We start from the raw sequence: 17,431 nt of genomic DNA on the forward strand, positions 1-17,431 counted from the left end.
CGGCTCGATTCTGGACCACAACTCATCGTCCACCAGCCACGGTCGAGCACTTCGCTTACTCACACCCCAGCAACTGACGCAGCCATCCGAAGGACACGGCTACTTACGTTGCGTTAGGAGCTCTTAGAGCGGCATCTGTGATCAGCACGGTGTCATTCCCGTCAGCCGTCACCGGAGGCGCCGCTCCTTGCGCCGATGTCCCGCTGAGCCCCGCCACTGCGCCCCGCCTCTGCGGGGCCATACGCCCGTAATCCCCTGACCTCCCCATTGTTAGGATTTGCCGGACCTAGGGGGGCTCGTACATTCGTCGGTCGGGAGAGGAATGACCTCTTCCTGCCCTCCGTCGCACACCGTGGCGCTCCGCGCCACGTCTGGCCAGGAGGGCACATGAGAAGACGTTCACCCGCACCGGGAGCGAGACGATACGGTCCGTTCGGGAAGCTTCTGGGCGGAGCCGTCGCGCTCGGCCTCGCGGCGAGCGGAGGGGCGCTCGCGTCCCCCGCTGCCGCCGCTCCCGCGGCCCCAGCTCTGAAGATCGCGCCGGGGTCGGAGATCGTGAGCGCCGGCGCCACCGGCTTCCTCTCCGTCGACCCGAAGAACACCCTCCGGTGGACGCGTTACGCCGACGGCACGACGACCGAGGTGGGCCAGGACAGCGGCCAGCACACCCAGGACATCGCGCATGGTGCCGCGTCCGACGTGGTGGCGGTGGGCGACAACACCACCATCTCCGCGTCCCGCAAGATCACCCTGCGGGACATGGCCTCGGGGTCGTCCACCCTCGTGGACCTCGGCGCGTACGGCTACATGTACGAGGGCGCGGTCGGGCCCTGGGTGATCGCGGTCAAGAACCTGGAGGGCCGCCAGGAAGCCCACGTCCTCGGGCTCGTGGACGGCAAGCTCACCGACCGGGAGATCGCCGGGCTGCCGGAGAAGACGCGGAAGTTCACCGCGGTCGCCGGGACGCCGGGCTCGGCCCTGGTGCGGTTCACCTCCGGGATCTCGGACCACTCCCCTTACAAGTCCAACGACTACGCGGTGATCGACCTGGCCGCTGCGAAGGTCAGCGACAACGGCGGGCTGATGACCGACGACTGGGCCGGTGCCGCCCTGTCGCCGACACACATGGCCTCGCTCGGCTCTCTCTACGAGGGCAACCGGCGCGTGACCCTCGCCGTCTCGAAGCGCGGGCCGCAACGGCAGCCGTGGAGCAAGGAACAGAGCGGCGTCTACAGCAACATGGTCGGCCTGGTCGGCAACTGGGTGCTGCACGGGAACAAGAACAAGGCGTCGGAAGGGTACTCCGCGTGGTCCTCGGCCCTCCGCGCCAACTTCACCGGCGGCTCCTTCGCCATGGAACGCAAGGTGCTGGACCACGCCACCTCCACCACGCCCACGCCCGAGGGTGACCTGCTGGTGATGGGCGGCTCGGTCGACCAGGGCGAGGGCCTCTACCGGGTCTCCCCCGGGGCGGACGGCGCGCCCGTCACCAAGCTCGTCGCAAGCACCGGCGAACCGACCAGGATCACCCTCCTCAAATCTGCCGTACCCGCAGTCGCCGACCTGGACCGTGGCCGCTGGGAGCCGCGCTGGCAGCTTTCGCGGCTCAACGCCCACGTGACCCTCACGCTGCGCCACACTGCCTCGGGCAAGGAGCGCGCCATCGATTGGTTCCGGAACGTGAGGGAGCCGGGGCCGCAGTGGCTGAACATGGAGTGGGACGGTCTGCTCGACTCCGACGGCGAGCCCACGGCCGCTCCCAACGGTGACTACACCTGGAAGCTCACCGCCGAGCCCGACAACGAAATCGGCCCCGCAATGAACGCGGAAGGCAAATTCACCGTCCGCCGCAAGGCCGCGCCGCACGACTACACCGACAACGGTTCGCCGGACGTGCTGTTCCGTGACTCGGCGGGCAACCTGTCGCTCCAGGACACCTACCACGACTCGCGGAACACGCCGCACCTCAAGGGCACGTGGTCGAAGTCGGCCGGCTGGGGCTGGAACATCTACGACAAGGTCGTCGCAGTCGGTAACGTGGCCGGTGCCTCCGCCGGTGACGTGGTGGCACGGGACTCCGCAGGTGTGCTGTGGCTGTATCTCGGCAAGGGTGACGGAACGTTCGACGGACGGCTGAAGATCGGCGCCGGCTGGAACGCGTACGACGAGCTCACCGGCGGCAGCGACCTCAACGGTGACGGCCGCACCGACCTCCTGGCCCGCGACCGGTCCGGTGTGCTGTGGCTCTATGAGGGCACCGGCAACTGGCGGGCCCCGTTCGCGCCGCGCAAGAAGGTCGGCGCCGGCTGGGACATCTACGACAACATCACCGCCGTCGGCGATGTGGCCGGTGCCTCCGCCGGAGACCTGGTGGCCCGCGACCGTGACGGCGTCCTGTGGCTGTTCCTGGGCAAGGGGGACGGAACCCTCGACGGGCGCGTGAAGATCGGTGCCGGCTGGGGCGGCTACCGTCAGATGATCGGCATCGGTGACGCGAACGGCGACGGCCGTGCCGACCTCCTCGTCACCACGCCGGACGACAGCTCGTACGTCTACCACGGCACGGGCAGCTGGCGAGCCCCGTTCGCCCCGCGCGAGCTGACCGGCATCAGGACGCCGTCGTACGAGACCATCGTCTGACGAGGAACGGCAGCAACGCCGGGCACGCCCGCCCATCGGGGTCGGGACCAGGAGCACTCAGGTTGTGGGTGCCTGGTCCCGGCCCCGCTGTCGTTCAGAGGGTCGCGCGCAGAGGGCCTCGGCACGGGACGTTCGGTACGTACCCGCCTCCGCTTCGGCGGTACGCCGCCCCGGCCACGGGAACACCGCAGCGCGCCCCAGTGCTCACTCCTACGACGCGCTCACCGGCGTTTTCGCGCAGGTGCAATGCGTTCTTCACGGTCGTGCGGCAAAGTAGGCGCTCGCGGCGGACGGTGATCCACGATCTCCGGAGCGGCACGACAGCCGGACGACGACCAGCGCGCGACGCGCGACGGGCTACGGAGGGGGCGATCGGGCATGACTCGCGACATCGGCAGACGGCGGCTGTTCGGGATGGCCGGAGGGGTGGCTGGAGGAGCGGCCCTCACGGTGGCTCTGGCGGCCTGTGGGTCCAACACCGGGCGTAGCGGCAAGGGTTCGGGGCCGGCGCTGAGCCAGTGGTACCACCAGTACGGGGAGCCGGGAGCCGAGCAGGCCGTCAAGCGGTACGCGGCCGCGTACGACAAGGCGCGGGTCAGCGTGCAGTGGCGGCCCGGGGACTACGACCGGCAGACCGCCGCCGCGCTGCTGACGGACTCCGGTCCGGATGTCTTCGAGGTCAACGGGCCGAAGCTGGACCAGATCAAGGGCGGGCAGGTCGTGGACCTGACGGCGGAGATCGAGGCCGTCAAGGGCGACTTCAACCAGGCGGTGCTCGCGCCGAAGATCTGGCAGGACAAGGTCTGGGCGATTCCGCAGACCATAGACACGCAGTTGCTGTTCTACCGGAAGAGCATGCTCAAGGCGGCGGGTGTCGAGCCGCCGCGCAGCGTCGACGAGCTGGTGGAGGCCGCGAAGGCCCTGACCGCGCGGCACCGGAAGGACAAGGTCAAGGGGCTGTTCCTGGGGAACGACGGCGGGGCGGCGGTGCTGGGCGGTACGCCGCTGTTCGCCGCGGGGCTGAGTCTGATCACGGAGGACGGGAAAGTCGGATTCGACGATCCGGCCGCCGCCCGCGTGCTCGGGAAGGTCCGGCAGCTGTACGCCGATGAATCGTTGCTGCTCGGGGCGCCGACGGACTGGTCCGACCCGGCGGCCTTCGTGCAGGGGCTGGCCGCCATGCAGTGGTCGGGCCTGTGGGCGCTGCCGCAGGTCGAGAAGGCGCTGGGGGACGACTTCGGGGTGCTGCCGTTCCCGAAGGACGGCGCCGGGAAGCCGGCCGTGCCGGTGGGCGCGTACGGCTCGGCGGTCAGTGCGCGCAGCAAGCACCGCAAGGAGGCCCGGGCGTACGTGAAGTGGCTCTGGGTGGACGGGACCGACAAGCAGGAGGACTTCGCCCTCGCGTACGGCTTCCACATCCCCGCCCGCACCTCGCTCGCCAAGAAGGCGAAGCAGCTCCAGGAGGGCGCGGCGGCCGACGCGGTCTCGTACGCCACCGAGTACGGCCACGCCGAGCCGCTGCTGTGGACGACGCCGAGCAGCACCGCCTACCAGGACGCGCTCAACCGCATCATCAAGGGCGGCGCGAACCCGGAGAGCGAGCTGAAGGGCGTGGTGCGCAAGGTGGAGGCCGAGTTGCAGCGGGCGAAGACGAAGTGAGAGCGACGAAGGCGGCCGCCGGTACGGGTACGGGCGGACTCCTCGCGCGCCTCCGGGGCCGGCAGAACCGGAACCTGTGGTTCTGGGCGTTCGTGGGCCCGTTCGCGATCGGCCTGGCACTGTTCACGTACGTACCGCTGGCCTGGAGCGTCTACCTCAGCTTCTTCGACGCCCACAACACCGTCACCCCGACGGACTTCGTCGGGCTGGACAACTACACGGCGATGCTCGGCGACGACGCCTTCGTGAGCAGCCTGGGCACGTTCCTGCTGTTCACGGCGTTCATCGTGCCGGCCACGTACGTGCTCTCGCTCGGCCTCGCGCTCATGGTCAACCGGCTGCGCTTCGCCCAGGCGTTCTTCCGCTCGGTCTTCTTCCTGCCGACCGCCTGCTCGTACGTGGTCGCGGCGCTGGTCTGGAAGCTGTCGATCTTCAACGGGGTACGGTTCGGGCTGGCCAACACCGTGCTCGGGTGGTTCGGCGCGGACCAGACCGCGTGGCTGTCCACGACCGACCCGCCCTGGTACTGGCTGGTGATCGTGACCGTACGGCTGTGGTTGCAGGCGGGTTTCTTCATGATCCTGTTCCTCGCCGGACTGCAACGGATCCCGCCGCGCCTGTACGAGGCCGCCGCGGTGGACGGCGCGCGCCCCGGCTGGCAGACGCTCCGGTACATCACCCTGCCGCAACTGCGCGCCACCTCGGTCGCCGTCGTCCTGCTGCTGGTGATCAACGCGTTCCAGGCGTTCGACGAGTTCTACAACCTGATGTCCGACGCCCGCGGCTACCCGCCGTACGCCCGCCCGCCGCTCGTCTACCTCTACTACACCGCCCTCGGGCAGGAACAGAACCTCGGCCTGGGCAGCGCGGGCGCGGTGATCCTGGCCCTGATCATCGCCGTGGCGACCGTCGTCCAGGCCCGCTGGTTCGGCCTCGGACGGAAGGAGGACTGAGCGATGGCCATCAGACGTACGGAGACGACGTCCAGGTCCACGGAAACGGGACGGGTACGGAGGGCGCGCGCGCCGCGCGACCCCCGCGTGCGCGCCGGGCGCGCGCTGCGCGTGGTGACCGTCACCGTCCTCGCCGTCCTCTTCCTCATCCCGTTCTACCTGCTCGTACGCAACGGCCTGGCCACCGAGCAGGACATCACCGCCCCCGACTGGACGTTCTTCCCGCGCGACCTCCAGTGGTCCAACCTGACCGAGGTCTTCGGCGACCCGAACCTGCCGATGGCCCGCGCGCTGCTCAATTCCACCCTGATCGCGGTCTCCACGACGGTGGGCACGGTGCTGCTGGCGTCGCTGGCCGGGTACGGCCTGGCCCGCATCCCGTACCGGCACGCGAACCTCGTCTTCTACGCGATCCTCGGCACCCTGATGGTCCCGGCCGCCGTCACCTTCGTCCCCAGCTTCGTCCTCGTCTCGTCACTTGGCTGGATCTCGACCCTGCGCGGGCTGATCGTCCCGACGCTCTTCAGCGCCTTCGCCTGCTTCATGTTCCGCCAGTACTTCCTCGGCTTCCCACGCGAACTGGAGGACGCGGCGCGGGTGGACGGGCTGGGGTACTGGCGCACGTACTGGCGGATCGTGGTGCCCAACTCGCGGCCCGTCTTCGCGGCCATCGGCACGATCGTCTTCATCGGCGCCTGGAACGCGTTCCTGTGGCCACTGGTCATCGGCCAGGACCGGGAATCGTGGACGGTGCAGGTCGCGCTCTCCACGTTCACCACGGCGCAGAACCTCAACCTGCACGAACTCTTCATCGCCGCGGCGATCTCGATCGCGCCGCTGGTGGTCGTGTTCGTGCTGTTGCAGCGGTACATCGTGGCCGGGGTGGAGCGGTCGGGGATCGACGACTGAGCGAGGGCTGAGGAGCCCACGAGGAGTTCACGGCGAGCCGATGGTTTCGGCCACCGTCGCGCCCGCGTGCGCCATGCCGGTGCCGTTCGGGTGGAACGGGGCCGCCGCCGAGACCGGCAGCAGCCCTTCCATCCACTTCTCGCCCGGCGCGGCGCACACTCCGTGCTTGGCACTGGGCGTACGGAGATCGACAAAGCCCGCGCCGCCCGCGGCGGCCCGCTCGGCCAGCATGGTGTGCAACCGGTCGAAGGTGTTCTGGAGGTAGTCGGCGTCGCCCGCCCAGACGGGCTCCCTGGGCCAGCAGCCGCCCGGCTGGAAGTACGTGCCGTACGAGACGACGTACACCTTCGCGCGCGGGGAACGGCGGTGGATCTGTCCGAGGGCAGAAGTGATCCTGGGGGCTGTGCGGGTGATCCGTTCGGCGAGCCGGTCCCGGCCGCCTGCCGTGTAGACCGACTCGCACGTCCGGCCCAGGCCCGCCGACTGCGGGTGCAGCCGGGCGCAGGACGGCAGGGCGGTACCCAGGCTGATGTCGTTGGCGCCGACAGCCAGGGTGACCAGGTCGGTGTCCGGCCGCAGCGCGTCCAGCTGGGGCGGTACGAGGACGAGCCGCCGCCCGGCCAGGTCCCTGGTGGTCGCGCCGCTGCACGTGACGTCGGTGAGGTCGGCGCCGAGGCGTGCGGCGGCGACGGCCGGCCAGTTCCGGTTCGAGCGCAGGCAGGGGAGGCTGGTCTGGGCCGGGATCAGCGGGCCGGCGGCCGAGGAGTCGCCGAGCGCGACGTAGTGGGGTTGTCGTACGGAGACCGGGTCCGCGACGGCTACGGGCACGCCGAGTGCGGCCAGTGCGGCGGCCGCCGCGACAACGCATCCGGCACGGCGCGGGTTTCGGGCCATCGCACTCTCCTGCTGCTCGTGTGGAGGGACAACCGTGACGACCACGGGCAAGGAAGACTCCCCGTCCGGCTCGCCCGCCAAAAGCGCCGGTGCGGAAACTCGGTGGCGATGCGTGGGGAACCTGTGGGAGAACTCAGGCATGAGCGATGCCACCGCCCCGGCGCAGAAGACGGCACTCACGATCGGCGGTCACGACGCCGGCCTGGACAAGCGCCTGGAGGACGAGCTCGATGCCTTCAATGCCGCTGCCACGGTCGGCGCCGAGCGGGCCGAGTTCTCGGTGCAGGTGACGGACGCGGAGGGCGAGTTGATCGGCGGGCTGAGCGCCTGGGTGTGGGGCGGGCTGTGCGGAATCCATCTCCTGTGGGTACGGGAGGACAGCCGGGCGGCCGGCTGGGGCGCGAAGCTGGTGCGCGCCGCGGAGGAAGAGGCGGTGCGGCGCGGCTGCGACCGGGCCACGGTGTCCTCGTACACGTTCCAGGCGCCGGGGTTCTACGAGCGGCAGGGATACACCGAGGTCGGGCGCGTGCCGGGGATGCCGGGCGGGCACGCGGACGTGTATCTGTACAAGGAGCTGAAGGGCTGAGGCGGGCGGGGGCGGGCGGTGCCCCGTTCCCCGGGTCTCCCGCATGAGGTACGGTGCGTGCCATGACCACGTACTCGACCTTCCGTGAGGCGGAGCCGCTGCGCAGCGGCCCCCACGGCGAGTGCGCGCCCCGCGGCATGACGTTTCTGCGCCGCCGCGGCCGGGTGGGTTCACCCCCGGCCGCCGCTTTCCGCTGTCGGTGACATTCCGGGCGTAACGACCCTCCCGACAGCAGCACCCGCGCACCGCGGCAGCTTCGCACCCGTACGGCAGCGGCGCCTGATTCCGTGATCCCGGTGTTCCTCGGATGCCGGGTACTGGATGCCGGACGCCGGTACGGGCGTCGCGCGCCTCTCTTCGTACCTTTCGCTCCTCTCCCACCAGGAGGACCCCTTGACGGCCACCGCCGACCACACCGCCCCCGCCTCCGCCTCCGCCGCTCTCCGCGACCACCGCATCCCCGCCGACGGCCTCTACGAGGGCACCCGTGTCCTGCGCCGCACGCCGGAGGGCTGGGAGGACCGGCCCTACGAGCGGTTCGAGATCGTTCCGCAGGCCGCGACGATCGGCGCGGAGATCCGCGGTCTCGATCTTTCCCGTCCCCTCGACCCGGCGTTGCGCGAGGAGTTGAACCGTGCGCTCCTGGAGTGGAAGGTGCTGTTCTTCCGGAGGCAGCACCTCACCTCGGCCGCGCAGCGCGCGTTCGCCCGCAACTGGGGCGAACTGGAGACCAATCCGCTGCTGGCCACGGGGGACGCCGAGGACGTCGTACGGTTCGACCGCAGCGCGGTGTCCACGTTCGAGAACGTCTGGCACACGGACGTGACGTTCCGCGAACGTCCGGCGCTGGGCGCGGTGTTGCAGCTGCGCGAGGTGCCGCCGTCCGGCGGCGACACCATGTGGGCGGACATGGCGGCCGCGTACGACGATCTGCCGCAGGACGTACGGGACCGTATCGACGGCGCGACCGCCGTGCACGACTTCCTGCCGGGCTTCGCGCGCTTCTACTCCGCCGAGCGGCTGGCGCCGTTCCAGGAGCAATTCCCGCCGGTGGAACACCCGGTCGTACGGCGGCATCCGGAGACCGGCCGCCGGATGCTGTTCGTCAACACCTCCTTCACCACCCGCATCGTGGGATGGGAGCGGGCGGAGAGCGACCGGATGCTGCGGCTGCTCTTCCAGCAGGCGCACGTACCGGAGTTCCAGGTGCGGTTCCGCTGGCAGGCGGGGGACGTCGCCTTCTGGGACAACCGGGCCACGCAGCACTACGCGGTCAACGACTACGGGGCGGGGCGCCGGGTCGCCGAGCGGGTGGCGATCACGGGCGATCGGCCGTACTGACGCGGGAGGGCGGGAGGCAGGGGGCGGGTGGAGCGGTTGGCGTCCCCTGCCCGTCCTCCCGGGCGCGGAACCCGAACCGCCCGCCCCCAGACCGCCGGAACGTTACTGCACAGCCCCCGCCCCCGGCACCCGCACATCCGCTCCCCGCGCCTCCAGCGCCGATATCTCCAGCCCCCGGGTGTCCACCCCGCGCACGTCCACCTCCGGACCGCCCCGCAGCAGCGCCGCCCCCAGCGGCGTCAACGTGTGGAGTACGGCGTTCCCGTGCCGCAGCGTCAGCAGCAGGCCCGCATCCCGCAGCACCGTCGCGTGCTGGCTGGCCGAGGCCAGTGAGACATCGACGCGGCGCGCCAGTTCGCTCGTCGTGCAGCCGCCGCCCACGCCGTGCAGGATCGCCGAGCGGGTCCGGCCGACGAGCTTGCCCAGCGAGTGGCCGGGCGCGACCGTCGGCATCACGCGCGGCGCGGGGTGCTCCAGGGGGTAGACGAGGACGGGTGTGAGGTCGGGGTCGGCGAAGGTGACGGGCGTGTGACGGCAGAAGAACGACGGGAGCAGGAGCAGTCCCCGGCCGTTCAGGAACAGGTCGCGGTCCACCGGGTAGTCCACTTCCAGGACGGGCGGCCGCCAGCGCATCGCCGGCGGGAGCGAGGCGAGCAGATGGTCCGCGCCACCGTCCAGCAGCGCCCGGCCGCGGGCGGCGCGGTCCGCCTCGATACGGGCCTGGAGCAGCGGCCAGTACGGCTCGACGGCGTTCTCGTAATAGCTCCGCAGCGCGCCGGCGAGCCGGCCGAGCGCCGCGGAATCGCCCTCGCTCAGTTCCCGCAGCCATGCCGGCAGCGGCCGGGTCGCGGGCAGTCGCGAAAGTTCGGCGTGCAGTCGGGCGGGCGGGGTTGCGCGGAGCGCCGCCAGCCCTTCGTCGATGCCGAGCAGCCCCTCCGGAGGCGTCAGGAAATCCGGAAAATAGCCGCGCGTGGGAACGAGCGGCGCCAGCAGCCGTGTTTCACCATTCAACCTGCAACGTGCTTCGGAGCGCCATTTGCCGAAGGCCGTGCCGGGCCGCCGGTCGCGTAGTCGGTGAAAACTTAAAACGGTCTCCCACAGCACGTCAGGGCGCGCGGCAATGCGCACCCGGGCCAGATCCGGTCCACTGAAATGGACGCGTAGCACCGAACCCCCACCAATGCTCCCTAGTCGACCCCCGGCCATCTGAGTATGCACGCAGACACAGCCTGTCACCACGCCCTTTTGGCCAGAGTTGAAAGGGGTCGCGCCAACACGGCGCGCAGGGAAAGCTGTAACTCAATTCGACGGCAGTGCGAATGGAACGGATTGCTCGATCCCGTGGGGGGTGACGAGGCAATGACCGACCGCTCAGCATTTGCCGTGGAAGGCCGTCAACCAGGCCGACATGGCTGACGGCAGCTCCCGAGGGGGGAGTCCGGAGAAAAGCGAGGGCGGCACCTCCGCACAGGTGCCGCCCTCGTCGGGTTCCGGAGCCGGTGTCAGGGTGAGGGTCGGTACGGTCTGACACCAACTCCGGTTGGCCTACCGGGTGTTACGGGTTCAGCGGCTGTCGCTGCCCAGGGACTCCGCCGCCGCGCGGCCCGCTTCGAGGCGGGCGACCGGGATGCGGAACGGGGAGCAGGAGACGTAGTCCAGGCCCACCTCGTGGAAGAAGTGCACCGACTCCGGGTCGCCGCCGTGCTCGCCGCAGACGCCGAGCTTGAGGTCGGGGCGGGTGGCGCGGCCGGCCTCGGCGGCGCTGCGGACCAGGGAGCCGACGCCGTCCTTGTCGATGGTCTCGAACGGGCTGACGCCGAAGATGCCCTTCTCCAGGTAGGCGGTGAAGAAGCTGGCCTCGACGTCGTCGCGGCTGAAGCCCCAGACCGTCTGGGTCAGGTCGTTGGTGCCGAAGGAGAAGAAGTCGGCGGACTCGGCGATCTGGCCGGCGGTCAGCGCCGCGCGGGGCAGTTCGATCATCGTGCCGAGGGTGAGCTTGAGGTCCACGCCGCGGGCCTGCTCGACCTCGGCGATGACCTGCTCGGCCTCCTCGCGGACGATCTCCAGCTCCTGGACGGTGCCGACCAGCGGGATCATGATCTCGGCGCGCGGGTCGCCCTTGGCGGCGTTCTTGCGCTCGGCCGCGGCCTCGGCGATGGCCCGTACCTGCATGGCGAACAGGCCGGGGATGACCAGGCCGAGGCGGACGCCGCGCAGGCCCAGCATCGGGTTCTGCTCGTGCAGCTTGTGCACGGCCTGGAGGAGGCGCAGGTCGTTCTCGTTGGCGTCCTTGCGGGACTCGGCGAGGGCGACGCGTACGGAGAGTTCGGTGATGTCGGGCAGGAACTCGTGCAGCGGCGGGTCCAGGAGGCGCACCGTCACCGGCAGGCCGTCCATCGCCTCGAACAGCTCGACGAAGTCGGCCTTCTGGAGGGGCAGCAGGCCGCCGAGGGCCGCCTCGCGGTCGGCGTCGGTGTCGGCGAGGATCAGGCGCTCGACCATCTCGCGGCGCTCGCCGAGGAACATGTGCTCGGTGCGGCACAGGCCGATGCCCTGGGCGCCGAAACGGCGGGCGCGGGCGGCGTCCTCGGCGTTGTCGGCGTTGGCCCGTACGCGCAGCCTGCGTACCCGGTCCGCGTACGCCATGATCCGGTGTACGGCCTTGACCAGCTCGTCGGCGTCGTCGGCGCCCGCGTGCATCCGCCCCTCGAAGTACTCGACGACCGGGGACGGCACGACCGGCACCTCGCCGAGGTACACCTTGCCGGAGGAGCCGTCGATGGAGACGACGTCGCCCTCCTCGACCACGATGCCGCCGGGCGCGGTCATGCACCGGCGCTTGGTGTCGACCTCCAGCTCCTCGGCGCCGCAGACACAGGTCTTGCCCATGCCGCGGGCGACCACGGCGGCGTGCGAGGTCTTGCCGCCGCGCGAGGTGAGGATGCCCTCGGCGGCGATCATGCCGTTGAGGTCGTCGGGGTTGGTCTCGCGGCGGATCAGGATGACCTTCTCGCCGGAGCGGGACCACTTGACCGCGGTGTAGGAGTCGAAGACGGCCTTGCCGACGGCGGCACCCGGCGAGGCGGCGATGGCCCGGCCGATCTGCTGCGTCTTCGCGTTCTCGTCGAAGCGCGGGAACATCAGCTGGGCCAGCTGCGCGCCGTTGACCCGCTGGAGCGCCTCGGCCTCATCGATCAGACCCTGGTCGACGAGCTGGGTGGCGATGCGGAACGCGGCGCCCGCGGTGCGCTTGCCGACGCGGGTCTGGAGCATCCACAGCTTGCCGCGCTCGATGGTGAACTCGATGTCGCACAGGTCCTTGTAGTGCGTTTCGAGGGTTTCCATGATCTGCATCAGCTCGTCGTAGGACGGCTTGTCGATGCCTTCGAGGTCGGCGAGCGGCACGGTGTTGCGGATGCCCGCGACGACGTCCTCGCCCTGCGCGTTCTGGAGGTAGTCGCCGTAGACGCCCTGCTGGCCGCTGGCGGGGTCGCGGGTGAAGGCGACGCCGGTGCCGGAGTCCGGGCCGAGGTTGCCGAAGACCATGGAGCAGATGTTGACGGCGGTGCCGAGGTCGCCGGGGATGCGCTCCTGGCGGCGGTAGAGCTTGGCGCGGTCGGTGTTCCACGAGTCGAAGACCGCGCGGACGGCGAGGTCCATCTGCTCGCGGGGCTCCTGCGGGAAGTCCCGGCCGGTCTCCTTGGAGACGATGTCCTTGAACCGGCCGACGAGGTTCTTCAGGTCGGCCGCGTCCAGGTCGACGTCGACGCGGACGCCCTTGGCCCGCTTGGCCTCCTCCAGCGCCTCCTCGAAGAGGTCGCCGTCCACGCCGAGCACGGTCTTGCCGAACATCTGGATGAGACGGCGGTAGGAGTCCCACGCGAAGCGCTCGTCGCCGGCCTGGGCGGCGAGGCCGGAAACCGACGCGTCGGACAGGCCGATGTTCAGCACGGTGTCCATCATGCCGGGCATCGAGAACTTCGCCCCGGAACGTACCGATACGAGAAGGGGGTTGTCGGCCTGGCCGAGCTTCTTGCCCATGGTCGCTTCGAGCGCTTCCAGGTGCTTCGACACCTCGGCACGCAGTGCCGCGGGCTCCTGGCCGCTGTCGAGGTAGACCTTGCACGCCTCGGTGGTGATCGTGAACCCGGGCGGAACGGGAAGCCCCAGGTTGGTCATCTCGGCGAGGTTGGCGCCCTTGCCGCCGAGAAGGTCCTTGAGGTCCTTGTTGCCCTCGGTGAAGTCGTAGACGAACTTCGAAGGCTCGGACGGGGTTACGTGGGGATCTTGTGTTTCCGGCACGGGACTCTCTCCTCGCCGCGGGCTGCCCTGACGGCGAGGAACATACCCAGATCGAAGGCGTCTGGGTACGTCCACTCGGTCGACATACGCCCGTAACCCGTCGTCGGCCAGCAGATCGAAAGTCGCCGCGGACGGAGGTCAGGCTTCACGTCCTGAAGACATGGTGGCGCAGCGCGAGCATCGGCGCGCCGAACGGTTACGGAATGCGATGTTCACTTGAACCTGCGAACACGAGATGGGTGGCACCCAGTGCCACCTATTGGAGAGGTGCACTCCCCCGCGAAACGCTCATCTGAGCGTGACCCCTATCAGAGGTGGCGAGAATCACGCCGTCGCGCCGGGCCCGGCACCGCCGTGCGGACCCGGAATCGGACCTGCCGAAAGCCGGGAGGCCGGGCATGCGCCCGGCCTCCCGCGTCGCGTTTACTCCTCAGCCGCCCGAAGTGTCCAGTTCCGCGTCGGCCGTGACGCCCGTACGGTCGTACGGGTCGTCCAGCCAGCCGTCCGGCAGGACCACCCGGTTCCGGCCAGATGTGCGGCCACGGGGTCCGTCGGCGCCCACGGGCCAGGGCTGGTCGAGATCCAGCTCGCTCAGCAGAGCGTCCATTTCGTCCAGCGACGAGGCGATTGCCAGCTTCTTACGGGACTCCGAGCCGATCGAGAAGCCCTTGGTGTACCAGGCGACGTGCTTGCGGAAGTCGATGACACCGCGCGCCTCGTCCCCGATCCACTCCCCCAGCAGCGTGGCGTGCCGCAGCATCACGGCCGCGACCTCCTTGAGGGTCGGCTTCGCGTACGTACCAGTGCCCTCGAAGGCCGCCACCAGGTCGCCGAAGAGCCACGGCCGCCCGAGGCAGCCGCGCCCCACGACCACCCCGTCGCAGCCGGTCTCGCGCACCATCCGCAGCGCGTCGTCCGCCGACCAGATGTCCCCGTTGCCCAGCACCGGGATCTCCGGCACGGCCTCCTTCAGGCGCGCGATGGCCTCCCAGTCGGCCGTACCGCCGTAGTGCTGGGCCGCGGTCCGGCCGTGCAGCGCGATGGCCGTGACGCCCTCCTGGACCGCGATCCGGCCGGCGTCGAGGAAGGTGATGTGGTCGTCGTCGATGCCCTTGCGCATCTTCATGGTGACCGGCAGGTCACCCGCGTTGCCCACCGCCTCGCGCAGGATGGAGCGCAGCAGGTGCCGCTTGTACGGGAGGGCCGAGCCGCCGCCCTTGCGGGTCACCTTCGGTACCGGGCAGCCGAAGTTCAGGTCAATGTGATCGGCCAGGTCCTCCTCGGCGATCATGCGGACGGCCTTGCCGACGGTGTCCGGGTCGACGCCGTACAGCTGGATGGAGCGCGGCTTCTCCGTCTCGTCGAAGTGGATCAGCTGCATGGTCTTCTCGTTGCGCTCGACCAGCGCCCGCGTCGTGATCATTTCGCTGACGAACAGGCCCTTGCCGCCCGAGAACTCCCGGCACAGCGTCCGGAAGGGGGCGTTGGTGATCCCGGCCATCGGCGCGAGGACCACGGGCGGCTGCACCGCGTGCGGGCCGATCTGCAGCTGAGTCATGAGGAGCGGGTTTCCTTCGGCGGTCGACGGGCGGACTGAGCGACCTCCCATTGTCGCGCACTCCCGCGGCTGCTCCGCCAGTGCCGTAGGTCCCCTGGTCACAGGCGCCCGCGGCGGCCCGCCGCGCCCTCGCCCGGCGGCCGCTCCGGAGTCGCCCGCACCCGTTCGTTGTACCGTTCACCTATGCCCGAGCCGAGTCCCGAGCCGAGTCACCGGCGGCGCCTGCTCGTCCTGGCGATCTGCTGCATGAGCCTGCTGATCGTCAGCCTCGACAACACCGTCCTGAACGTCGCCCTGCCGTCCATGCAGAAGGATCTGGACACCTCGGTCTCCGGGATGCAGTGGACGATCGACGCCTACACCCTGGTCCTCGCCTCGCTGCTGATGCTGGCCGGCTCCACCGCCGACCGGCTCGGCCGGCGCCGGGTCTTCCAGGCGGGCCTGGTGGTCTTCTCGCTCGGCTCGCTGCTGTGCAGCCTGGCGCCGAACCTGGAGTGCCTGGTCGCGTTCCGCATGGTGCAGGCCGTCGGCGGCTCGATGCTCAACCCCGTCGCCATGTCGATCATCACCAACACCTTCACCGAGCCGAAGGAGCGGGCCCGCGCGATCGGTGTGTGGGGCGGCGTGGTCGGCATCAGCATGGCGGCCGGGCCGATCGTCGGCGGGCTGCTGGTGCAGACCGTCGACTGGCGCGCGATCTTCTGGATCAACGTCCCCATCGGGGCGCTCGCCCTGTTCCTGACCCTGCGCTACGTGCCGGAGTCGCGCGCGCCCAGGCCGCGGCGCATCGACCCCGTCGGCCAGCTGCTGGTGATCGTGCTGCTCGGCGCGCTCACGTACGCGATCATCGAGGCCCCGGCCGCCGGCTGGGCCTCGCCGCTGATCCTCGGCTTCGCCGCGGCGGCCGTCGCCGCGCTCGCCGGACTGCTGCTGTACGAGCGGCGCCGCACCGAACCACTGATCGACCTGCGGTTCTTCCGCAGCGCGCCGTTCAGCGGCGCCACGGTCGTGGCGGTCTGCGCGTTCGCCGCGCTCAGCGGCTTCCTCTTCGTCAACACGCTCTACCTCCAGGACGTGCGGGGCCTGTCCGCCCTGGACGCGGGCCTCTACATGCTGCCGATGGCGGGTATGACGCTGGTCTTCGCGCCGCTGTCCGGGCGGCTGGTCGGCTCGGTGGGGCCGCGGCTGCCGCTGCTGCTGGCCGGGCTGGCGATGGCGGCCAGCGGGGTGCTGTTCGCGGGCTTCGAGGCGGAGGCGAGCACACCGCTGCTCTTCACCGGGTACGTGCTCTTCGGCATCGGCTTCGGGCTGGTCAACGCGCCCATCACCAATACGGCGGTGTCCGGCATGCCCCGTACCCAGGCCGGTGTGGCCGCGGCCATCGCCTCCACCAGCCGGCAGGTGGGCAGCTCGCTGGGGGTCGCGGTGATCGGCGCCGTACTGGCCGGCGGCACCCGTGTCGCCGCCACCGGCAGCCGGTTCGTCGAGGCGAGCCGTCCCGCCTGGTGGATCATCGCCGGGTGCGGCGCGGCCGTGCTGCTGCTGGGCGCGCTGACCACCGGCCGCTGGGCACAGGGCACGGCGCGCCGTGCCGCGGAACGCCTGGAGTCCACGGGGGACCAGGCCCCGCCGCAGGGACCTGGCGGTCAGCCTTCCGCGCGGATCAGGGCCTGAAGCTGTTCCAGCTTCTCGCGCGTCGCCTCGTCGTCGGGCGTGTAGGTGATCATCTTGGGCCCTGGGCCGGGACCGGTGTACAGGTTGGTGGAGGACAGCCGCAGCAGGCCGACGTCCCGCTGGCGGAAGAGCTTTGACTGGCTCACCGGCCGTACGACCTCCTGGCGCGCCCAGATCTCGCGGAACTCCGGCGAGGCCGCCTCCAGCCGCGCCACCAGCGCCTTCCAGGGCGGCTCGGCGACATGGCCCGCCATCGAGGCGCGGAACTTGGCGGCCATCACGCGCAGCGTCTTGTCCAGGTCCACCAGGCTCGCCCGCCATTCCGCGTGGGTGAACGCCAGCCACAGGCAGTTGCGGTCCTCTTCGGGCAGCGCGTCCACGTCGCACAGCAGCCGCCCGTAGGTGCTGTTGTAGGCGAGGAGGTCGAACCGGCTGTTCTGGACGGCGGCGGGGAACGGCGCGAGCCGGTCGAGCATCTGCCGCATCGCCGGTGACACGCCCGTGCACTCGCTGCCCCGCACCGGATCGGTCACACCGGCCAGCGCGAAGAGGTGGCCGCGCTCGGCCCGGTCCATCTGGAGCGCGCGGGCCACGGCGTCCAGCACCTGGGGCGAGACCTTGATGTCGCGCGCCTGCTCCAGCCACGTGTACCAGGTGACACCGACGGCGGAGAGGTGGGCGACCTCCTCACGGCGCAGGCCCGGTGTACGGCGGCGGAGGCCGCGCGGCAGACCGACCTGCTCCGGGGTGATCCGCTCGCGGCGGCTGCGCAGGAAGGCGGCCAGCTCGCCGCGCCTGACGTCGCCGTCGGTCCGCGCGGGCCCTGTTCTCTCCGGCGTTCTCTCCGGCGATGTCTCCGGCGATGTCTCCGGCATGGTGGCGGTCATGATCCCAGGATGCCGGAGTGCTCAGCGG

13 protein-coding genes are annotated in these 17,431 nt (G+C 70.5%); 8 read left to right on the forward strand and 5 right to left on the reverse strand.

Going from position 1 to position 17,431, the window contains the following annotated elements; genetic code table 11:
• Window positions 1–387 precede the first annotated feature (387 nt).
• From JXZ78_RS32070 to JXZ78_RS32085, 4 genes are all read left to right on the forward strand, one after another.
• Window positions 388–2,640, forward strand: coding sequence for an FG-GAP repeat domain-containing protein (locus JXZ78_RS32070; protein WP_157851660.1), 2,253 nt, complete (start codon window positions 388–390; stop codon window positions 2,638–2,640).
• A 378-nt stretch (window positions 2,641–3,018) separates the two neighbouring features.
• Window positions 3,019–4,299, forward strand: a complete 1,281-nt coding sequence (locus JXZ78_RS32075) for an ABC transporter substrate-binding protein (RefSeq protein ID WP_030021932.1) — start codon at window positions 3,019–3,021, stop codon at window positions 4,297–4,299.
• Complete coding sequence (locus tag JXZ78_RS32080) at window positions 4,296–5,252, forward strand: carbohydrate ABC transporter permease (RefSeq protein WP_372498458.1); 957 nt, start codon at window positions 4,296–4,298, stop codon at window positions 5,250–5,252. Before JXZ78_RS32075 ends, JXZ78_RS32080 begins: the two co-directional genes overlap by 4 nt.
• A gap of 3 nt (window positions 5,253–5,255) precedes the next feature.
• Window positions 5,256–6,161 (forward strand): carbohydrate ABC transporter permease, encoded by a 906-nt coding sequence (locus JXZ78_RS32085; protein ID WP_238783510.1) that lies wholly within the window; start codon window positions 5,256–5,258, stop codon window positions 6,159–6,161.
• A 27-nt stretch (window positions 6,162–6,188) separates the two neighbouring features.
• Here the strand turns inward: JXZ78_RS32085 and JXZ78_RS32090 are convergent, their stop codons facing one another.
• Window positions 6,189–7,055: an SGNH/GDSL hydrolase family protein gene (locus tag JXZ78_RS32090; RefSeq protein WP_033038614.1), complete on the reverse strand. Its 867-nt coding sequence runs from the start codon at window positions 7,053–7,055 to the stop codon at window positions 6,189–6,191.
• A 139-nt stretch (window positions 7,056–7,194) separates the two neighbouring features.
• On the opposite strand from JXZ78_RS32090, the gene JXZ78_RS32095 reads away from it, so the two are divergent.
• From JXZ78_RS32095 to JXZ78_RS32105, 3 genes are all read left to right on the forward strand, one after another.
• Window positions 7,195–7,641 (forward strand): GNAT family N-acetyltransferase, encoded by a 447-nt coding sequence (locus JXZ78_RS32095; protein WP_030021936.1) that lies wholly within the window; start codon window positions 7,195–7,197, stop codon window positions 7,639–7,641.
• Window positions 7,642–7,703: 62 nt separating this feature from the next.
• Window positions 7,704–7,844, forward strand: coding sequence for a hypothetical protein (locus JXZ78_RS32100; RefSeq protein ID WP_157851661.1), 141 nt, complete (start codon window positions 7,704–7,706; stop codon window positions 7,842–7,844).
• 190 nt (window positions 7,845–8,034) lie between these two features.
• Complete coding sequence (locus tag JXZ78_RS32105; RefSeq protein WP_030021937.1) at window positions 8,035–8,982, forward strand: TauD/TfdA dioxygenase family protein; 948 nt, start codon at window positions 8,035–8,037, stop codon at window positions 8,980–8,982.
• Window positions 8,983–9,084: 102 nt separating this feature from the next.
• Here JXZ78_RS32105 and JXZ78_RS32110 read toward each other — a convergent pair whose 3' ends face one another.
• The 3 genes from JXZ78_RS32110 to dusB form a co-directional block, all read right to left on the reverse strand.
• The gene (locus JXZ78_RS32110) at window positions 9,085–9,993 is read right to left on the reverse strand and encodes an ArsR/SmtB family transcription factor (protein ID WP_050502724.1); all 909 of its coding nucleotides are present in this window, start codon (window positions 9,991–9,993) and stop codon (window positions 9,085–9,087) included.
• Between the two features lie 552 nt (window positions 9,994–10,545).
• Window positions 10,546–13,284: a pyruvate, phosphate dikinase gene (ppdK, locus tag JXZ78_RS32115; RefSeq protein ID WP_030021939.1), complete on the reverse strand. Its 2,739-nt coding sequence runs from the start codon at window positions 13,282–13,284 to the stop codon at window positions 10,546–10,548.
• 430 nt (window positions 13,285–13,714) lie between these two features.
• Window positions 13,715–14,842, reverse strand: coding sequence for a tRNA dihydrouridine synthase DusB (gene dusB / locus JXZ78_RS32120; RefSeq protein ID WP_030021940.1), 1,128 nt, complete (start codon window positions 14,840–14,842; stop codon window positions 13,715–13,717).
• 183 nt (window positions 14,843–15,025) lie between these two features.
• Here dusB and JXZ78_RS32125 point away from each other — a divergent pair, with 183 nt between their 5' ends.
• Window positions 15,026–16,516: an MFS transporter gene (locus JXZ78_RS32125; RefSeq protein WP_033038616.1), complete on the forward strand. Its 1,491-nt coding sequence runs from the start codon at window positions 15,026–15,028 to the stop codon at window positions 16,514–16,516.
• Here the strand turns inward: JXZ78_RS32125 and JXZ78_RS32130 are convergent.
• On the reverse strand, window positions 16,489–17,403 hold the full coding sequence (locus JXZ78_RS32130) for a helix-turn-helix transcriptional regulator (RefSeq protein WP_033038618.1): 915 nt from the start codon (window positions 17,401–17,403) through the stop codon (window positions 16,489–16,491). The genes JXZ78_RS32125 and JXZ78_RS32130 overlap by 28 nt on opposite strands.
• Window positions 17,404–17,431 lie beyond the last annotated feature (28 nt).

Source organism: Streptomyces monomycini, from assembly GCF_022271435.1.
GTDB classification, from domain to species: domain Bacteria; phylum Actinomycetota; class Actinomycetes; order Streptomycetales; family Streptomycetaceae; genus Streptomyces; species Streptomyces monomycini.